Annotated in this window: 16 protein-coding genes; 5 read left to right on the forward strand and 11 right to left on the reverse strand. The window is 41.6% G+C overall.

Annotated elements, in window-relative coordinates; all coding sequences use genetic code 11:
* Positions 1-89: 89 nt before the first annotated feature.
* Positions 90-1,514, forward strand: coding sequence for an alkaline phosphatase (locus BQ7489_RS11610; RefSeq protein ID WP_072531132.1), 1,425 nt, complete (start codon positions 90-92; stop codon positions 1,512-1,514).
* Positions 1,515-1,522: 8 nt separating this feature from the next.
* Here the strand turns inward: BQ7489_RS11610 and BQ7489_RS11615 are convergent, their stop codons facing one another.
* Complete coding sequence (locus BQ7489_RS11615) at positions 1,523-2,434, reverse strand: ComEA family DNA-binding protein (RefSeq protein ID WP_072531133.1); 912 nt, start codon at positions 2,432-2,434, stop codon at positions 1,523-1,525.
* Between the two features lie 8 nt (positions 2,435-2,442).
* The gene (locus BQ7489_RS11620) at positions 2,443-3,807 is read right to left on the reverse strand and encodes a sodium-dependent transporter (protein WP_072531134.1); all 1,365 of its coding nucleotides are present in this window, start codon (positions 3,805-3,807) and stop codon (positions 2,443-2,445) included.
* Positions 3,808-3,897: 90 nt separating this feature from the next.
* Here BQ7489_RS11620 and BQ7489_RS11625 point away from each other — a divergent pair, with 90 nt between their 5' ends.
* Positions 3,898-4,293 carry a VanZ family protein gene (locus tag BQ7489_RS11625; protein WP_072531135.1) on the forward strand — a complete coding sequence of 132 codons (396 nt, stop codon included), beginning with the start codon at positions 3,898-3,900 and terminating at the stop codon, positions 4,291-4,293.
* A gap of 44 nt (positions 4,294-4,337) precedes the next feature.
* Here the strand turns inward: BQ7489_RS11625 and BQ7489_RS11630 are convergent, their stop codons facing one another.
* The 5 genes from BQ7489_RS11630 to BQ7489_RS11645 form a co-directional block, all read right to left on the reverse strand.
* Complete coding sequence (locus tag BQ7489_RS11630; RefSeq protein WP_072532164.1) at positions 4,338-4,841, reverse strand: RNA polymerase sigma factor; 504 nt, start codon at positions 4,839-4,841, stop codon at positions 4,338-4,340.
* A gap of 175 nt (positions 4,842-5,016) precedes the next feature.
* Entirely contained in the window at positions 5,017-5,493 is a 477-nt protein-coding gene (locus tag BQ7489_RS11635; RefSeq protein ID WP_072531136.1) for a CYTH domain-containing protein, read from the reverse strand.
* 7 nt (positions 5,494-5,500) lie between these two features.
* Entirely contained in the window at positions 5,501-5,638 is a 138-nt protein-coding gene (locus BQ7489_RS17665) for a hypothetical protein (RefSeq protein WP_204352752.1), read from the reverse strand.
* A gap of 77 nt (positions 5,639-5,715) precedes the next feature.
* Positions 5,716-6,831: a peptide chain release factor 2 gene (gene prfB, locus BQ7489_RS11640; protein WP_072531137.1), complete on the reverse strand. Its 1,116-nt coding sequence runs from the start codon at positions 6,829-6,831 to the stop codon at positions 5,716-5,718.
* Between the two features lie 78 nt (positions 6,832-6,909).
* Complete coding sequence (locus BQ7489_RS11645; protein WP_072531138.1) at positions 6,910-8,715, reverse strand: AMP-dependent synthetase/ligase; 1,806 nt, start codon at positions 8,713-8,715, stop codon at positions 6,910-6,912.
* Between the two features lie 94 nt (positions 8,716-8,809).
* Here BQ7489_RS11645 and BQ7489_RS11650 point away from each other — a divergent pair, with 94 nt between their 5' ends.
* From BQ7489_RS11650 to BQ7489_RS11660, 3 genes are read left to right on the forward strand one after another with little or no spacing between them, the layout of a single operon-like run.
* Complete coding sequence (locus tag BQ7489_RS11650; protein ID WP_072531139.1) at positions 8,810-9,874, forward strand: M20 family metallo-hydrolase; 1,065 nt, start codon at positions 8,810-8,812, stop codon at positions 9,872-9,874.
* Positions 9,875-9,900: 26 nt separating this feature from the next.
* Positions 9,901-10,905, forward strand: coding sequence for a M20 family metallopeptidase (locus tag BQ7489_RS11655; RefSeq protein WP_072531140.1), 1,005 nt, complete (start codon positions 9,901-9,903; stop codon positions 10,903-10,905).
* Positions 10,906-10,917: 12 nt separating this feature from the next.
* Positions 10,918-11,355 (forward strand): SufE family protein, encoded by a 438-nt coding sequence (locus BQ7489_RS11660; RefSeq protein ID WP_072531141.1) that lies wholly within the window; start codon positions 10,918-10,920, stop codon positions 11,353-11,355.
* Between the two features lie 109 nt (positions 11,356-11,464).
* On the opposite strand, the gene BQ7489_RS11665 is transcribed toward BQ7489_RS11660, so the two are convergent.
* The 4 genes from BQ7489_RS11665 to BQ7489_RS11680 form a co-directional block, all read right to left on the reverse strand.
* The gene (locus BQ7489_RS11665) at positions 11,465-12,664 is read right to left on the reverse strand and encodes a THUMP-like domain-containing protein (RefSeq protein ID WP_072532165.1); all 1,200 of its coding nucleotides are present in this window, start codon (positions 12,662-12,664) and stop codon (positions 11,465-11,467) included.
* 297 nt (positions 12,665-12,961) lie between these two features.
* On the reverse strand, positions 12,962-16,786 hold the full coding sequence (locus BQ7489_RS11670) for an AAA domain-containing protein (protein WP_162617806.1): 3,825 nt from the start codon (positions 16,784-16,786) through the stop codon (positions 12,962-12,964).
* Positions 16,722-18,455, reverse strand: coding sequence for a DUF4011 domain-containing protein (locus tag BQ7489_RS11675; protein WP_072531143.1), 1,734 nt, complete (start codon positions 18,453-18,455; stop codon positions 16,722-16,724). The genes BQ7489_RS11670 and BQ7489_RS11675 overlap by 65 nt, the downstream gene beginning before the upstream one ends.
* Before the next feature lie 75 nt (positions 18,456-18,530).
* The gene (locus tag BQ7489_RS11680) at positions 18,531-19,646 is read right to left on the reverse strand and encodes a protein kinase family protein (RefSeq protein ID WP_072531144.1); all 1,116 of its coding nucleotides are present in this window, start codon (positions 19,644-19,646) and stop codon (positions 18,531-18,533) included.
* Positions 19,647-19,684 lie beyond the last annotated feature (38 nt).

Raw genomic sequence — 19,684 nt, forward strand, 5'->3', positions numbered from 1 at the left:
GTTAATCAATTTTTCTTTTGAAAAAAAGCGGAACACTTCTTTTTTCCATATTTTTGCCGCAAGCGTAAAACAAAAAATATTTTAGTAACATGAAAAAACTTTCATCACTTCTTATCCTTTTTCTGTTGTCGGTAACATTTGCTTATGCACAACAAGCCAAATATGTATTCTATTTTATCGGCGACGGCATGGGGGTAAATCAGGTACAAGGAACGGAACTTTATCTGGGAGAACTGGCAGGTAAGATCGGTATTTCCCCTATCGGCTTTACCCAGTTTCCATATGCAACTGTCGCAACGACTTTCTCCGCAACTAACGGAGTCACCGACTCTGCAGCGTCAGGAACAGCTCTGGCTACAGGTAACAAGACAAAAAACGGAGCAATCGGTATGGAAAAGGATCTGACGACTTCAGTAAACAGTGTAGCGACCTGGGCCAAGGCAAGCGGCAAACGGGTAGGTATAGCAACCAGTGTCAGCATTGACCATGCAACCCCCGCAGCTTTCTATGCACACAATGCAAGCCGCAAGAACTATTACCAGATAGGACTGGACCTGTTCAAAAGTGGCTTTGATTTCTATGCCGGTTCCGATTTTCTGGATCCGGCCGGCAAGGACAATAAATCCGGAGTATCCGAGAATCTATATGACATGATCGAAAAAAACGGTTATGTACTGGCCAGAGGATATAAAGATTATCTGAAGAAATGCAAGAAGGCCGACAAGATGATTCTGTTCCAGACCCAGGAAGCATCCGACATAGACCGCTATTCCATTCCTTATGCCTTAGACCGCAAGAAAGGTGCACTGACCTTGGCCGACATTACACGTTCTGCCGTCAATTTCTTGTCGAAAGACAGCTCAAAAGGTTTCTTCCTGATGGTTGAAGGTGGGAAAATTGACTGGGCCTGCCACAGCAATGACGCCGCAACAGCCTTTAATGAAGTAATTGACCTGGACGAAGCAGTGAAAGTGGCATACGAATTCTATGCCCAACATCCGGATGAAACACTGATTGTAATTACAGCCGACCATGAGACCGGAGGTTTCGTTTTAGGAACCGGTTCCGATAAATTAAACCTACAGGTATTGAAGAACCAGAAGGTAAGTGAAAGCGGTTTCACACAGATTCTGAACAGTCTCCGCAAAAAATATAACAACAAGGTTTCGTGGGAAAATGTACAGAAAGCTTTGAAGGAAAACTTCGGATTCTGGGAAAACGTCAAACTGACAAAGGAACAGGAAGAACAGCTGTATGCCACTTACCAGAAGACATTCCAGGGAGATGCTGTAACCATGGAGAAAAGCGAATACTCACAGGACGAACCGTTGGCAGCCGAAGCAAAACGTATCATTGACGAAATAGCATTGGTAGGATGGACCAGTGGAGGACATTCTGCCGGATATGTACCTGTATTTGCCATAGGTGCAGGAGCAGAACAATTCCAGGGACGCCTCGACAACACTGATATCCCTGTCAAGATAGCTCAAGCAGCCGGCTACACAAAAGAATAACTGCCCTATCAGTCAAACGACAGATAAGGTAATAACCTTTCAAGGTCTTTCTCAGCAAACTCTTCCATCATGGACAACTGGGAAAGACCTTTTATATTTCCTCTTTTCCTGCGGTATTCCAATATTGCCCTGGCCTTATAAAAATCCATATATGGATGTGAGCGCAACTCATCAAGCCCTGCCCTATTGACTCTGAGCTTTTCTAGCTGAGGATTTTTCACCACAAACCAGTGGTTCAGTTCCGCATCCAGATAAGGTATTTCCTGTAATTGCGTGACAGCATAAAATCCTCCCAAGCGTTTCCGGTAATTCACTATCATCCCGGCCAGTCCACGTCCGATACCAGGAATACGTTTCAAAGATGCCGTATCGGCCAGATTCAGATCAATAACAGTACCCTCCGCATATTTGTCACTTCTTACCGGGACAAAATCTGCCGTATCCCTCTCTTCCTTCAAGGAAGTAGAAACAGACGATTGCACGTCAATGACAATATATGGTTTCAACTTCGAAAAAGAAGCTTCAGACAAGCCGTAAATACGGGCAAACGATTCCGGTGTACGGAATATGCCTCCTTTTTCCCGGTAACGGAGGATATTACGCACGACAAAAGATGGAAGTCCTAAAGAACGGAAAGTGGAAGAATCGGCCTTATTCGGATCAAAAGGACGGAGAACGGCTGCCTGAGGGAGTGGACGGATATCATGAAAAACCGATTTTTCTCTATACAACGAATCCTTCATGCTCAGATGCGACAGAAATGACTTTATTTCTTCATCCTCAGTCAGAACCGGCAGAACATGTGCCGGCATAAGATACTTCCTTCCTACAAGAACTATCGACAGCACCAAAGCCACGGCAAGCAGCACAATGATCGCCCTTCGTTCCGATTTTGAATAATAGAAGAAGTCCTTCCACATACATATTTCTAGAACAGACCCAATTCATTCAAGAAAATCGCAGCAATACCAATGGGCGCAATATATTTCAGGATGAATATATAAACCGGATAATAACCGGCCTTCAGACTCCCGTAATTAGTGACCTCATCACGTACAATCTGACGGTTCAATACCCATCCCACAAACAATGCGGTCATCATTCCTCCTATCGGCAACATTATTTTTGCAGTAAGGAAATCAAGCGCATCAAAGAAATTCATGCCTGCTATCTTATAGTCACTCCATACCCCCAAGGCTAAAGAAGCCACTATACCGATAATCAGACTGCCGGCAGTAACCATACGGGCAGCTTTACCGCGGGAGAAATTAAATTTTTCGTGCAGAAATGCCGTAGAGACTTCATGCAGGGAAATGGTGGAAGTCAATGCAGCCAGAGCCAACAGGACATAGAACAGAATGGAACAGACATACGCCAAAACCGGAACTCCGCTGAATGCCTGCTGGAATACATTAGGCAACGTGATGAAAATCAATGACGGACCGGCATCGGGCTGTATACCCACAGAAAATGCAGCAGGAAAAATAATCAGGCCGGCCAATACCGCTACAAAGGTATCAATAACTCCCACACTCATAGCTGTATGTCCCAGCCGGGTATCCTTCCCGAAATAAGATGCATAGGTAGAAAGGCATCCCATACCCAGACTTAACGAAAAGAAAGCCTGCCCCATAGCACCCAGGAATACAGACGGAGTTACCTTACCGAAATCGGGTTTCAACAGGAATTCTATACCTTTTTCCGCTCCGGGAAGCATGATCGAACAGACAGCCAAAAGGAGTATCAAAATGAACAAGACAGGCATCAACACTTTGGATGAACGCTCAATACCCTTCTGGACTCCCTTTACAATAATAAAATGTGTAAGCAGAATAAATACAAATAACCATACTAACGGGCGGAAAGGATTTAACGAAAAATCCTGGAACATGGTTATAAACTCAGAAGAACTCCGTCCGGCAAACCGGTTAGTTACAGCCTGGAATATATACTCCAAAGTCCATCCGGCCACGACTGAATAATATCCGAGAATCAGGAAACCGGTCAGTACACCTAAATATCCGATGTATTTCCAGCATCCCTTAGGAGCCAAAGCCTTAAAAGCCTCTCCAGTACTGGCTCCTGCATGACGGCCTACAGTAAACTCTGCTATCATTATAGGAAGTCCGAACAGAAAGACACATCCCAAATAAATCAAAATAAACGCAGCACCTCCATGATTACCAGTCTCATAAGGGAAACGCCATATATTACCCAATCCGACAGCCGAACCTGCCGCTGCCAGAATCGCACCTAACTTACTTCCAAAATTAACCCGCTCTTTCTGATACATAATAAACCGATAAAATTATAATTTAATATATATAACGGCACAAATATACAAAAATATCGTATTTTTACGGGAAAATTTTTATTCTTATCTATGAAACAGCTTTTAAGAAATTTTCCTGTCACTCTGTTCATCATAATCGTAATTTGCTATCTTTCATTCTTTACCCCTCCCAAAACAGATATGGAAGAGATTCCCTACATCGACAAAATTGTCCACCTTTGCATGTATGGAGGGCTTACAGGTGTAATCTGGTTTGAATATATCTGGCATTACCGGGAAACCAAATGGAAAAGTCTGTACATTGGCGGAATTCTGTTTCCGGTCTGCATGAGCGGAATCATAGAGATACTGCAGGGGACCTGCACAACCGACCGCAGCGGAGACTGGCGTGATTTCATAGCCAACTGTGTAGGTATTGGCCTGGCTTGTATTCTAAGCCGATATCTGGTCATGCCCCTGATCAGAAAAAAACAATCCGATAAATAAAAAAACTCCGGATCCATTTTCCAATGAACCCGAAGTTCTATATATCAACGGAAATCCTTTAAATCTTCCTGAAGCTTCTGTCTGGTAAAATAGATACGGCTTTTTACCGTACCTAACGGTACTCCCAACTTATCGGCTATTTCACGATATTTGAATCCCGACACATACATAGAAAAAGGAATCCGGTAATCTTTAGGCAAATCATTTACGATGCGGTGCATTTCCTTTAAATCATATGAGCCCTCTACCGGATCGATCTCTATGTCTATACCCTGATTCAGATAATAAAGGCTATCCGTCTGGTCAACATATGTCTGGTCACGTACCGCTTTCCGGTAATTATTGATAAAAATATTACGCATAATGGTATAAATCCACCCCTTGAAATTCGTTTCCGCAGTATATTTGTCTTCATTATGCAACGCTTTCAATGATGTTTCCTGCAAAAGGTCATTTGCCTCCTCGTGGTCTGATGTCAGTTTATAGGCAAAATGTAAAAGTTCACCCTGTACGTTCACTAGATTTTGAGTAAAAGTGGCTGCTCCCATATTCATTTTTGAAAAGTTAATATTCTTCTGATCCAATCACAGTGCAATATTACTCTGAAATATGATGACAGACAGCCTGATATCTGTTACACAAAGGGGTAAAAGCTGTCAGATGACAGCTTTTACCCCCTAATATGATAGTTTACAGGTAATCAAATTTTCCACATGACACGAATTACCGGTTCCAGTGGGTATAAGGATTTTTCATCAAGAATGAATTATAGTACTTTACCTGCCCCGTAACCTCTTCACCCAGAAAATCGGGACGTTCAAAATCTTCATTCTCCGAACCAAGTTCAACTTCGGCTACGACCAGCCCCTGATTCTCTCCGTAAAATTCATCCACTTCGAAAACATGCTGGCCGACCCTTACCAGGAAACGGGTCTTGTCAATCATGCCCGGCTCACACAACGACATCAGTTCCTCGGCTTCCTGCAAGGGAATTTCCCGTTCCCATTCATACCGGCTGATACCCGAACTGTCCGATGCACCCTTTATCGTCAGATAGCCTTTCCCGTCTCTGATACGTATGCGCACCGTCCGTCCCCTTGCACTGCAGATATAACCTTGCTTGATATGGCTGCTGCTGAAAGCCTTTTCCCGATAAGAATTATCCTTGACTAGAAATTTACGTTCTATTTCCTGTGCCATTCCGCTATTATGCAAGTGTAAATCCCACAATAATCAAGATAGCCAGAACAATCAGGCCAATACACATGTTTCTGATCAGACGTTTGGCTTTCTCTTCTTCACGCTTACTATATCCGTGCTTACGGTTATTATTATTCTTTCCCATAGTCTTAACATTTTAGGTAAAACATATACCCAAAAATACAATAATATTTAAAGAAAAGCCAAAAACTCTGATTCTTTTTATACTTCACGGTCAGAGAACTCCATCAGATAAGCCTTGATGAAACCGTCTATCTTACCGTCCATCACTCCATTTACATCCGATGTCTGGAAATTAGTACGATGATCCTTTACACGCCGGTCATCGAATACATAACTGCGGATCTGAGATCCCCATTCTATCTTTTTCTTTCCAGCCTCAACCTTGGCCTGCTCTTCCATACGGTGTTTCAGCTCCTTATCATACAGGATAGAGCGCAACTGACGCATGGCATTTTCCTTGTTTTTAGGCTGGTCACGGGTCTCCGTATTCTCAATCAGGATTTCCTCTTCTTCCCCGGTATACGGATCTTTATACTGATAACGCAGACGGACACCGGATTCAACCTTGTTCACATTCTGTCCGCCGGCACCGCCGCTCCGGAAAGTATCCCATGACAACCGGGCAGGTTCTACGACAACCTCAATCGAATCATCGACCAACGGAGTCACAAAAACCGATGCAAAAGAAGTCATACGTTTTCCCTGGGCATTATACGGAGACACGCGCACCAGACGATGCACACCGTTCTCACCTTTCAGGTATCCATAGGCATATGCACCTTCAATATTCATTGTCACAGTCTTGATACCAGCCTCATCACCTTCCTGCAGATTGGCAATAGAAAGTTTATAACCGTTACTTTCGGCCCAACGCATATACATACGCATCAGCATAGACGCCCAGTCCTGACTTTCCGTACCACCGGCTCCGGAATTGATCTTCAGGACACAATCCATCTGGTCGGCTTCCGAACGAAGCATATTTTTCAGTTCCAGCTCTTCTACAGCCTTCACCGCTTTCGAGTAAGCTTCATCCACCTCCGCTTCGGTTACCAGCTCATCCTTATGGAAATCGAAAGCCAGTTCCAGTTCGTCGGCCAAAGTCTTCACTTTCTGATATCCGTCAATCCATCCCTGCAATCCCTTCACCTTCTTCATCTGGGCTTCAGCCTTCTTTGCGTCATCCCAAAAACCGGGAGCCTGGGTACGGAGCTGTTCTTCCTCTACCTGTACTTTCTTGTTCTCGATATCCAGATAATGATAAAGAGCCTGGGTACGTTCCTTTACGTCTTTTAATTGTTCTATTGTAATCATCTTGAATACTTAAATATCTATTTCAAAATGCAAAATTACACATTTTTAGCCAAGTACTGAAAAACGGAGCCCGAAGAATTACTCTTCATACATCTTTTCTATTTCCGCCGCATAATTCTTCATCAAGACAGAACGTTTGATCTTCAGCGTATTGGTTAGCTCCCCTTTCTCCATACTGAAAGGCTCGGGCAACAATACAAACCGCTTGACCTGTTCATAATGGGCAAATTCCTGTTGCAAGGTATCTATACGAGTACGGAAAAGATCTATGATTTCCTGTTTCTGCAACAGGTCCTTACGGTCGGTATAACTGATATGATGATCTTTCGCATACTTCTCAACCTGATGATATTCGGGTACAATCAAAGCCGATACGAATTTACGCTGATCGGCGATAATAGAAATCTGGTCAATATAACGGTCGACAACCAATTTTGTTTCAATAGCCTGGGGAGCGATGTATTTACCGTTTGAGGTTTTGAACAGATCCTTGATACGGCCCGTCAGATACAGGAATCCATCCTTGATATATCCTGCATCTCCGGTGTGGAACCAGCCGTCTTCGGTAAAGGCTTGCTCCGTTATGGCTTCTTTCTTATAATAGCCCTTCGTTATGGTTCCTCCACGCAGCAATATTTCATTATTTTCGCCGATCTTGATGTCTACTCCCTCCAAGACACGGCCAACAGAACCTATACGGAAATCACCGATCCATTCACAGGATACGGTAGCCGTACTCTCAGTTAATCCATAACCGGCAATCATATTGATTCCTACAGCATGTACAAACTCTTCTACCGCAGGAGGGATAGCGGCCCCCGCTGTCGGGAAGAAATTTCCGTTCTCGATACCTATAATCTTCTTCAAAAGGCTGAAGATAGTCTTTTCATAGAATCTATATTTCATACGGAGCATCATCGGCGGGGTAAGCCCATTCATCAGATAAGTGATATTATGTTCCTTACCTACCGCAAGCGCGTCAAGCATCAGGCTCTTCTTCAATCCCGAAGCCTCATTGATCTTCTCCAGAACGCCCGCATACACCTTCTCCCAAAAACGGGGAACACTGCACATGGCAGAAGGACGCACTTCCTTGATTGTCTTCTGGATATCTTGAGGACGAAGATTTATACACAACAGACAGCCTCTATTAATGCAGAAATAAGTCCATGCCCGTTCAAAGATATGCGTAAAAGGCAGAAAATTCATAACTACGTCCGATTCATCCAATCTGACCAGACGCCTTCCATTGGCCTCAAATGCCGCCTCATAGCAGGAATGATGTAACATGACCCCCTTCGAATCGCCAGTGGTACCCGATGTATACAGGATGTTGGCCAAATCCCGGCTTTCCGATTCGGCCGTACGTTTATCAACCTCCTGCTGGAAACTTCCATCGGCTCCTTTAGCCAGAAAATCGTCAAAATAGACGGAATTGGTATCCGAAGCAGCCTTCTCCACTTTCGGATCGAATATAATAATCTGTTTCAAGGTCTTACAAAGGTTTTGTACCCGGAATGCGACATCATATTGATATTGTTCACCCACAAACAGGTAACGGATTGAAGCATCTTCAAGTATATAGTGGACCTGGGCTTCGGAACTGGTCGCATATAAAGGGATTGAAACCACCCGGCTTCCGAATGCCCCGAAATCGACATACAGACACTCGGGCATATTTTGTGAAAATACGCCTATATTTTCCTGCACTTCCACTCCCAAAGCTACCAATGAATTCGAGACACGCTTCACTTTCATAGCAAACTGATTCCATGTAACCGGGATCCAGCTTCCGGTCGTATAATCGCGATACTTTAAGGCAACACGGTCATGATATTTTTCTGCCTGGCGGTAAACCAAAGTAGATAAATAAGAATTAGTCATTTAAATTTTAATTAATTTATTATCGCTGAACGCAAATATAGAGTTTAATTTGGAATAAATAAAGTATCTTTGCCCTACAAAATAAATAATCTTTATGTTTGAAACTGGTTACTATACTTCCGAAGCACTCACTTTGCTTCAGGCACTGATCGGCATCCCGTCTTTAAGCAGAGAAGAAGAAGCTGCTGCCGACTTTCTACAGAACTATATTGAGGAAACTGGAATCATGACAGGACGTTTCGGCAACAACATCTGGTGTATCGGCCCGATGTTTGATGTCAAGAAACCCACCATTCTGCTGAATTCCCATATCGATACTGTCCGTCCGGTAAACGGATGGCGCAAACAGCCGTTCACTCCCAAAATAGACAATGGCAAACTATATGGGCTGGGGAGCAACGATGCCGGAGCCAGCGTAGTATCATTGTTCCAGGCATACCGTTACCTGACTTCCACCGAACAAAGCTACAACCTGATTTTTCTGGCTTCGTGCGAAGAAGAAGTTTCCGGGAAAAACGGGATTGAAAGTGTATTGCCCCAGCTTCCCCCCATCACATTAGGAGTAGTAGGAGAGCCGACGGAAATGTGTCCCGCCATTGCAGAAAAAGGCCTGATGGTACTTGACGTGACAGCCAGAGGAAAAGCCGGACATGCAGCCCGGGACGAAGGAGAAAATGCCATATATAAAGTATTGGACGACATCCAATGGTTCCGTTCATACCGGTTTCCCAAAGAATCTCCACTATTGGGACCTGTAAAAATGAGTGTCACACAAATCAATGCCGGAACCCAGCATAATGTTGTACCCGACTTATGTACCTTCGTTGTTGATATCCGCAGCAACGAATTCTACTCAAACGAAGAATTATTCAAAGAAATCACGGCACACATCAGTTGTGAAGCCAAGGCACGCTCTTTCCGCCTGAATTCATCGCACATTGACATCAACCATCCGTTTGTACAACGGGCCATCGAACTGGGTAAAACACCTTTCGGATCACCCACCCTGTCCGACCAGGCCCTGATGCCTTTCCCCTCCGTAAAAATCGGTCCGGGAAAATCATCACGTTCACATACAGCAGACGAATACATCATGCTGAACGAAATTGAAGATGCCATCACTACCTATATCCGGATTTTGGACGGACTGAAGTTATAATTTGTTTAACACCAAATCGAATCAGAATGAAATTCCCTAAATGTCAATCGGCTGTACTCCCTTTATTGTTGGGAACCGCCCTTTTCATCTCATGCGGAAGCAGCAACAAGAAGAACGTCCAGGAAAATATAGAGGAGGAGACATTCATCAAAGCTCCTGAATTCAATGCCGACAGTGCCTATACCTATGTCGCCGCACAGGTTGCATTCGGTCCGCGCGTCCCCAACACTGCCGCCCACCGCTCATGCGGCGAATATCTGGCAAAAAAGCTGGAACAGTTCGGAGCAAAAGTCTACAACCAACATGCAGACCTCATGGCTTACGACGGTACGATCCTGAAATCACGCAATATCATCGGAGCCTATAAACCGGAAAGCAAGAAGAGAGTTATGCTATGTGCCCATTGGGACAGCCGCCCTTATGCTGATGCTGGCGAAGAGAAATTCCACCATACTCCGATAGACGGAGCCAATGACGGAGCCAGCGGCGTAGGAGTCCTGTTGGAAATCGCCCGTCAGCTCCAGAAACAGTTGCCGGAAATCGGTATTGATATCATATTTTTCGATTCTGAAGATTACGGAACTCCCGATTTCTACCAAGGCCAGCATCAGGCCGACACCTGGTGTCTGGGATCACAATATTGGGGAAGAATCCCTCATGTAACAGACTATAAAGCCAGATTTGGTATCCTGCTGGATATGGTTGGCGGCAAAAACGCCACCTTCTATTATGAAGACTATTCCAAACATACAGCCAATAAAGCCATGAAAAAAATATGGAAGGCAGCCGATACGCTGGGATACGGAAACTTTTTCATCAAAGCAGACGGCGGACCAATCACCGACGACCACATCTATGTACACCAGTTACGTCAGATTCCCTGTGTTGACATCATCGACTTCAATCCGAATACCGAAACCGGGTTCAATGAAGCATGGCATACAGTCAATGACAATATGGAAAGAATTGACAAAGCGACCTTACAGGCCGTAGGACAAACCGTTATGACAGTAATATACAACGAAAAATAAAGATAGGACATAATGAAAACAATTAATGAACTTCAGGATGAAGTAATTGAAGAGTTCAGCGATTTTGATGACTGGATGGATAAATACCAGCTGCTGATTGATCTAGGCAACGAACAGAAACCACTGGACGAAAAATACAAGACAGAACAGAACCTGATCGACGGATGCCAAAGCCGGGTATGGCTGCAGGCAGATCTTGTAGACGGGAAAATTGTATTTCAGGCAGAGAGTGACGCTCTGATTGTAAAGGGCATTATCGCATTGCTGATCAAAGTAGTATCAGGACATACTCCTGATGAAATCCTGAACTCCGATCTTTATTTCATTGAAAAGATCGGCTTGAAGGAACATCTTTCTCCTACCCGGAGCAACGGACTGCTCGCAATGGTAAAACAGATGCGGATGTATGCCCTGGCTTTCAAGGCAAAACAGGAAGAACAGAAATCCTGAGCTACAGCATATAATAAAAGATTGAAGCCTCGGAAGTTATCGCTTCACGAGGCTTTTTACATCAGCCGGTTTATAAAACTTTCCCTAAAAGATTATCCTTCCTCCACGATCATGCTTTCCGGCATTTTATCAGAACCCTGTCACCGCTAACCAAAGTCGTTGCAAACAGATAAAGGTCACCTCCTTCCTTCAGCTTCAGTTTTTTTCTCAACTCGGCTACTGTAGCCGGGAAATTACGGACTGTAAGATTAGCCTTATCCACTCCCTCCAGAAATGCTCTCAACTCTCTCTTTCCAAAACCCGAAACACCGATTACATTAAAACGTCGCCCCGGAAAATCGACCAAAGTTTCCGATGTGTACAGATGGCTATTGGAATGTAATTTTTTGACTGCATATCTTTCGGATAACAGACGGTAAGGTGCGGCCTTCAATAAAGCAACTCCCGGTTCATACAAAAAAGATTCTACACAATCAGCCAGTACACATGTGGCATCCTTTTCCTCCTTCATGGTAAAGCGGAAAGGCGTTGTCAACGAGTTATCAACAATCTGTTCACAACTTATCACCACCTCATTCCCCCTTTCCAATACCTCAGGAAAGACTTTCCGAAGAATAACGACCAACTCTTTGCACTCGTTATTAACAGCTATAACATGTACTTCACAGACATGTTTCAATTCACGCAACGCCGAAAACAGATCCAACATGGGAGACAGCTTGATCATAACCGTACGTCCCTTTTCAACCAATAATGGTTCTAGAGCACAAACGTCCGGTTCACATTCGGAAATAGCTACAGTCTTTCCGCCGTAAATATCCCTGCGGGCCGGATCCAGAAACAGACAATCGACAGGATCCATTCCTTTCAGATATTCAACCCCGTCAGCCTGTCGGATCTGGATATGCCCCAATCCCAACAGTGGGAAATTATGGCGGGCCAATCTGCAAAGGTTGTCCTGCTGTTCCACATAATATACTTTCTGGAACTTTTTTCCTATAAAGGAACAATCCACCCCCAGTCCGGCTGTCAAATCGGTAAAGGTATCCCCATGCACCAATGAAGCCTTATAACATGCTGTTATTTCGGAAGAACATTGTTCCATCGACAAATGTGGAGGATAAATTATACCTTCCGTCCGTGCCCAGGAAGGAATCTTTTTACAGGCTATCTGCCATCCGGCAATCTGGACCACCGCTTCGGAAATATCTACCAAAGGATATTTGCCCGATTGCAATGCCAGCTTCCTGACATCGTCCATACGATGCTCTTTTATAAAATGTAGCGTTTCGGGAGACAATAAATCCATAAAAACATATTTTCTGTAAAGATACGTTTTTTCCGACAAAACATCCCTTTTCACAAAGGGATACAAAAAAAGGGATATGTTTTTCACATACCCCTGCATTCCATTATAAGATTGTCTTAATATTCGTCCTCGTTGAAGAAACTTATCTATATTGGTTATCAATATATTATAAATTAATCAATGAAATTTACACAAACAAACTGCACTATCTGAGACGGGCTGGGGCGATGGAAAGAATAGTTGGACAAACAAAACTATACTTTATGGAAACATAATTATAAAAATTATAGTTCCGTATTAACCTGCAATTTGAACTTTGCCGTCGACTTCTGTGATTTCGTCACTTTTTAGCATCGCTTTATAAACACTCTGAAGAGAGGTTATGATATTCTCTCCTGTACGTTTGAAGCCAAATTCTCGCGCTGTAACAATAAACAAATCATCAGGAGTGATACCATAACTATTAGTTACTATCACCTTCATCGCCAAGGCCAATTCTTCGTCGCAGATATATGCGATTGGACGGATATAATCATCCTCAGGATTTGGAATCCTTACTCTTATATTGTCAAAACCGGCTATCCGCACAAATTCTTTTTTATCAACAGAAATTTTACCTTTCAAGTAATTCTTAAATATAAAACTAACATCATTGCGCACAACAGAGGTAACCTTTTGTCTACCAAATAATGGAGCGACGCGGCGGCATAACTCTTCAAAATGTATTGGCTGTTCTATCGAAATGACATTAAAAATTGTATCATATATTTCAGTGGCACCCTCTTCTCCAAAAGGATTTGCACGTTTATACATGTCAAATCCATACCCGGGCTCCTGACTTTCCGCTGACTCAATGATTTCTTCAATATCAACTGGAGGTATGACAGATTGCCCTATTTGACAACTCTCGACAAGATGGCTACTTATAGTATTAGCCCCCAATGCTTTTTCAATAGCATTAACGAGCTTTTCTTCTTCTGTTGTCTGGTCTTTTATCCAGTCGGTTGACCATATGCGATATATTGTCCATCCCATATCTTCAAGTATGGTCTGACGCAGTCTATCCCTTTCTCGCGCAGTCCTTGAACTATGATAGGTTGCGCCATCACATTCAATTCCAATGACAAATTTACCTGTATTGATTGGGTCTTTGACGGCCATATCTATACGGAAGCCCGAACATCCTACCTGAGTTACCACATTATAACCTTTAGATTGGAGAAAATCGTATACTGCCTCTTCGAATGGAGAATCAAAATCTAAATTATAATTATATGTAAGTTCTTTTTCCAGAGCGATAATGCCTTGTTGCGCAAATTCAATATACGAACGTAGCATCCTCACACCCTCTGAAGATGTTTTGTCAAGATCTATATCATTCGCAGTGATTGAACCAACCAGCTTTACGTTGTACTTGGCTCGGGTGATTGCGACATTCAGACGACGGTATCCGCCTTCACGGCTTAATGGTCCGAAGTTCATATACATAATATCTCTGCTGTCTTTAGCATATCCTATACTAAAGATGATTGTATCACGTTCATCACCCTGGACGTTTTCCAGATTTTTTATAAAGAATGGTTCTTCTTTGTCCTCTATAAAGAATTTGTCAAATCTTGAATCCTGCAGTCGTCTTTGGCGGATAGCAGCATCCACGGCATTCTGTTGAGCTTCGCTAAATGTCACTACGCCTAATGAACGATTCGGATACTTGCGGAAATGTTCAAAAACCAAATCAGCAACTTTTTTAGCTTCAATGATATTATTCTTTTTTCCTCCTCGGTCATATACTCCGTCCTTAACATAAATATATTCCACGCCGGTGTCAGGCGCACTTTCTATCGATGAAGGGAAAGTAATAAGCTGGCTATTGTAAACCTTGACATTCGAGAACGCAATAAGATGTTCATCACGGCTTCTATAATGCCATCTCAAGCTTCGCTCAGGCAAAACAGCTACAGCTTCATCAAGGACTGATTCAAAAGCTCCGGCATCCTCGCTTTCTACAGTCTCATCGGAATCAATATCATAGTCTTCATCATTAAGTGATGCCGAGAAGAAACTTGTAGGTGGAAGCTGCTTTGTATCTCCGACAATAATGGTCTGTTTGCCTCGCATTATGGCTCCAATAGCATCCTCAGTATGAACCTGCGATGCCTCATCAAAGATGACCAAATCAAAGTTGTAACTTTGAGCTTCCAAAAATACACTTACAGATAGAGGAGACATCATAAAGCAAGGACGCAAAGCCGTGATGAGATTTGGAATTGTCATAAAGAGCTTGCGTAATGGCATAAGTCTCCTTTGCTTGTTAAGTTCCCTTTTCAATATTGCAATCTCATCCCTTGCAACATTAATTGAATTGAAGTCCGGAATTCTACTTAATGCACGTTCTCGAACTCGTGCTCGTGCAATTTTGAACTGCCCTTTATCTAACTCACAGAATTCGCTAATAGTTTGTGCTTGTATTCTTCCCCTGAAATCTTGCACGGCAGGAAACTTTGGAAGAATTGCATCAAGCCAAAGACGATAAAATCTTTTAAGATATGCATCCGTAATGTAGTTGGAATCTATTTCCAATCCCTCAACTTGTTTAATAAATGTACCAAGACCAAGTTTATCGCACTTTTCTCTGTTAGAACAGTAATCGACCCACTCTTCCAACAAATACTTTTTATCGCGGCAAAGAGACATCCTTCTGGAAAGATCTAGGATATTTGTCTGATAAAAATCTTCTTCATTGTTAAAAAGAGATGCAAACCAGTCTATATATTCACTTGCTGAATCTATAAGTGCGGATATTTTTCCGCTCGTATCGCCACAATAGGATATAATATTTTTATCATTGCATACAGCTTTAACAAACGAATCAGGTAAACTATACTGTGTCGCAAGTTCTTTTAATCCAGCAGCGTATTTAAGAGCCTCTATCAATTCATCCCAATTCGTCTCAAGTCCGTTATAAAAATCTTTGTAAAATCCTCTGATTTTGTCTTTTTGTCTTGCCAGTTGATTATTCAGACCTTTCAATGAGATTGATAAATCCAAATCAGAAATGGCTGATTCATAATCGCACGGCGTATTGCGAATATTCATTAAGGCATTGTACTCTTCAATGAATTTTTCAGCCAAAGATATAGTCTCAAGTGAGTATGTATTAATCTTATCCCATATGGAAGTTTCGTCGATTTTAACCTTGAGAATCGCTTTCAATATCCTTAATTGCTCATCAATATAACTTGACGAACTTTGCATATTGAATTGCGAAATCTCAGAGGATGGCAACTGTCCGCAGGATGTAATTCTGACGAATTCTGGCGTAACTGAATGCAGTTGATCTAGGACTTTTCTAAATGTGTCTATAGCCGATAAAACGATATCCCACTGAGTGTTAACGCCTTGATAATATTCACCATAAACTTCCTCATATTGATGTTTGTCAGCATCAATTATGGTTTGATTATCTGAAATAAGCTTGAGAGAATTCAAGGTAGATAAAGCATCTTCATAGGACAACTTCCCACCTTGAGACAAATAAGAAGTCAGATGTTTAAGGTCATTGTGGTAACCTTTCTTGAACACTCGCAAAAATGAACTATAATCACCTCTAAATCTTTGTAAAATAGGATAGAAATCCAAAGATAATATTTCATTGTCAAAACGAGATAATATGCTCTGTCGAGCATTGATGAGAGAGTTGTGGCAAGTTTTATGAGCTTCCAAGTCTGACTTTATACGATTGAGGTCATTTGTGTCAAACCATTTTCTCGTAGGCCTGATATTTACAATCTCTCCTATTGCGGACACTGACTTTACAAATGAAATTATTTGATTGATAGTCTTTGGCACCGGTATTCCTAATTTTGGACCAAGTTTCTCCGCAGATGTAAACAGATCGTTAAGCTTAGTTGTCGCCTGTAATAGATCAGAATGTATTCCATCTATGTTTGATGTTAACTGGTTGCCATCTTCGCTATTGATTCTGTTTTGAAGTTGCGACATAAAAGAGGTTAAATTATCTTTGCATTTTGTCGCATCAAAAGACAGTCTCTCTGTGTTATATATTTCCTTCAGTTTTTTTTGAAATACGCTGAATTTCCTCAACGGATTCTTTATATTCACACGCCTTCTTTATTAATGAATCAGCATTGTGATCAAATACCCATTCCTCTGGAATTACTGGGGACTTGGCTGCAAAATTCAGTATTTCAACCAGAGTGGCGTTTCCATTCAAAGACGGATTAACCTGAATTCCTAATTTAGAGCAAGCAGACGAATGCTGTTCGCCCAACTTGTTCAAAAGAGATGTCGCTTGATTGGTCTTTGAATCAATATCGTGACGTAATTCATTTGACAAATATCTTACAGTCGAATTACGCCAAACATTATTTAAATAATCCTCACTTCTTTTGCTGATTGTTTTGGATAATTCACCAAGCACATATATTCTTTCATTCAGAACATCGTTTGTTGTGTCATCAACATTGTCTATCGGGAAAATAACATCAGGGGCATTTCCCAGTTTTGCCAATCTTCCTTGTATTGTGTAGATGGAAACATTTAGGCCGGAAGCAGGCGTATGTAATTCCTCTTGGTATTCATTGAGCACATTTCGCTTCCTTTCTAAAAGTTCAAGTTGCGCCAAGGCTTCTTCTCGAACACGAGTACGGTCTACATTTATAGAATTGGCAAGTTCGTTCAGGATTTCTTTCTTATTGGCTTTATGGCTGTGAAGTGTTAAGCAGAAATCGGCAAGACCTACACTCGCCAAGCGGTTATAAACCACTTGCAAAGCTGCCATTTTCTCTGAAACAAATAGAACTTTCTTTCCATCAGCAATGGCTTCCGCAATAATATTCGTAATAGTCTGGCTCTTTCCTGTTCCTGGAGGGCCTTGTAAAACAAAGCTCACTCCTTTTTTGGAGAGCAAAATAGCGTCTTGTTGGCTTGAATCAGCATCTACTACTTGAAATGTATCTATAGGCCTTACCTGTTTATCGTGGTCAAAATTATTAAGTTCATCAGGTATCTGTTGTATTGTGCTTTGTTCTCCGACGATGGCTGAAATTACGCCATTGTCATTCAGCTTTTCCTCATTTCTCTCCAAGTCTTTATACATATTGATTTTGAGGAATGACAAATTCGCCAAATGAACACTTCTCTCTACACTCCAATCTTGATTCTCTATTTTAGAAAACAATCTTTCCATGTACTCTTCAGGAGAGTCGTGTGCAGAATCAAATTCCGGAACACTAATGCCGAAGTCATTATCCAGTTTGTGTGCTAAAGTAGGATTAATCACGATTTCATCATCGTGCAGTGTAAGTCTGTAAGGAGAAGTAATAGATTCTATTAAAAGTCGTACAGGAACTAGAATAATAGGAGATGAAAATATTTGGGACGATTCAGGCTGTTCCTTCCATTTAAGCATACCAAAAGTGAGGTACAAAGTATTAATGCCTTGCTCCTCAATAGATGTGTTAGCTTTATATCGTAATGATTTTAAGGTCTTCTGCAGTTCACCGATAGGTTTATTGGTTTCGATGTCGCCTTTAATGATTGTGTCGCATATTTCTTCGCCATCGTCAGAGATTTGTACTTTTTTAGCATATGGAAACTCTAACTCTTTTTCATTTATGACAAGCTGATCCCATAACTTGTCAAATGAAGGAGACGTAATTGTAACATTATTACGCTTCCCTTCAAGAAAATTTATAAGTCTGTTTCTTTTACCGAAATCAAGCAGTTGCTTCTTCCAGATCTCTACTCGATTATGCAGTTTTTGTCCCATATTACTATTATTCTCTAATTATCTGATTGTCAATTATAAAACTTTATCACAAAGGTTCAAGCAGAACTATATAATTTAGAATGGAAGATCATCATCCATCTTCCGTTCGATATTATCAAACCTTGTCCAAAGATTATTCAGTACAATTATTTTGCGGTCTTTTGATAGTTGATTCCACCACTCATAAAAGCGTTCAACCTGATTCACCTGAACCACGGCTTTTGTTATATACCTAAAATTTCCAGAGACAAAACATGAAATCAAATCTTTATTGCTTTGCAGGTATGTTTCAAGTATAGATTTTTGTAACAGGTCACTGAGCTTAGCTGTTATTATTTCCAAGTCTTCAACATATTTGGTGTCTTCATACATTTTAGTACAAACGCCTGTAAATGAATCAGCCATATTAGAGTATATGTTTTTTTCATCTTTAGAAAACTTGACTAATAGCGAATTCTCTGAAGTGACATTCCTAACCACTTCTTGGAAAGATGAAATACGATTGTCTGGATTAGGAGGTATCATACTTTCCAACACTACTGAATACTTAAATAGTTGCGATATGTTATTATCACCTATAAGTCGTTCAAAGAGCTTTCCGACGAAATACACTTCAGTCTTGTGATCGTAAATATTATTAACGAATTCTTCCGGTGTTGAGTATGCCCAGTTAAGACTGACACTCTTGGTGCAATCAATTGCTTCCTGAGTAGTTTTCCCAAAACCAAAATCAATTATTTTAGGGATGCCGTCCGTTGAGACCAATATATTTCCAGGCCTGATATCACGGTGCATAATACCATTATCCTCAAGATATTTGAAGCCACTTATGGTCTGAACAAAAATATCGTTGATAGCTTTTGGATTAGCTTTTATATACTCGTCTATGTTGCACCCTTCAATATATTCCATCAGGATATATCCGGTTGTATGTTCCGGATACAGATGATATGAAAAGACGCGGACAATGTTCGGATGATTTATCTTGTATAAAATCTTGATTTCATTGACGAAATGCTCATAATATTTTGTCTTACATTCTGAAAAATATGGCGAATATTTTTTACAGACAAATCGTTCATTTATTGTTTCGTCTTTGATGAGTATAGTTCGTCCGGTACCTCCTTGTCCCACTTCCTTAAGGTATTTATACTCTTTTGATTTGATAAATCTTATAATATCATTTTTCATATGAAATCTACTCTACTTTTATATCCGGTAGGCAGTTT

Origin of the sequence: Bacteroides ilei, assembly GCF_900128495.1 — a bacterium.
GTDB classification, from domain to species: domain Bacteria; phylum Bacteroidota; class Bacteroidia; order Bacteroidales; family Bacteroidaceae; genus Phocaeicola; species Phocaeicola ilei.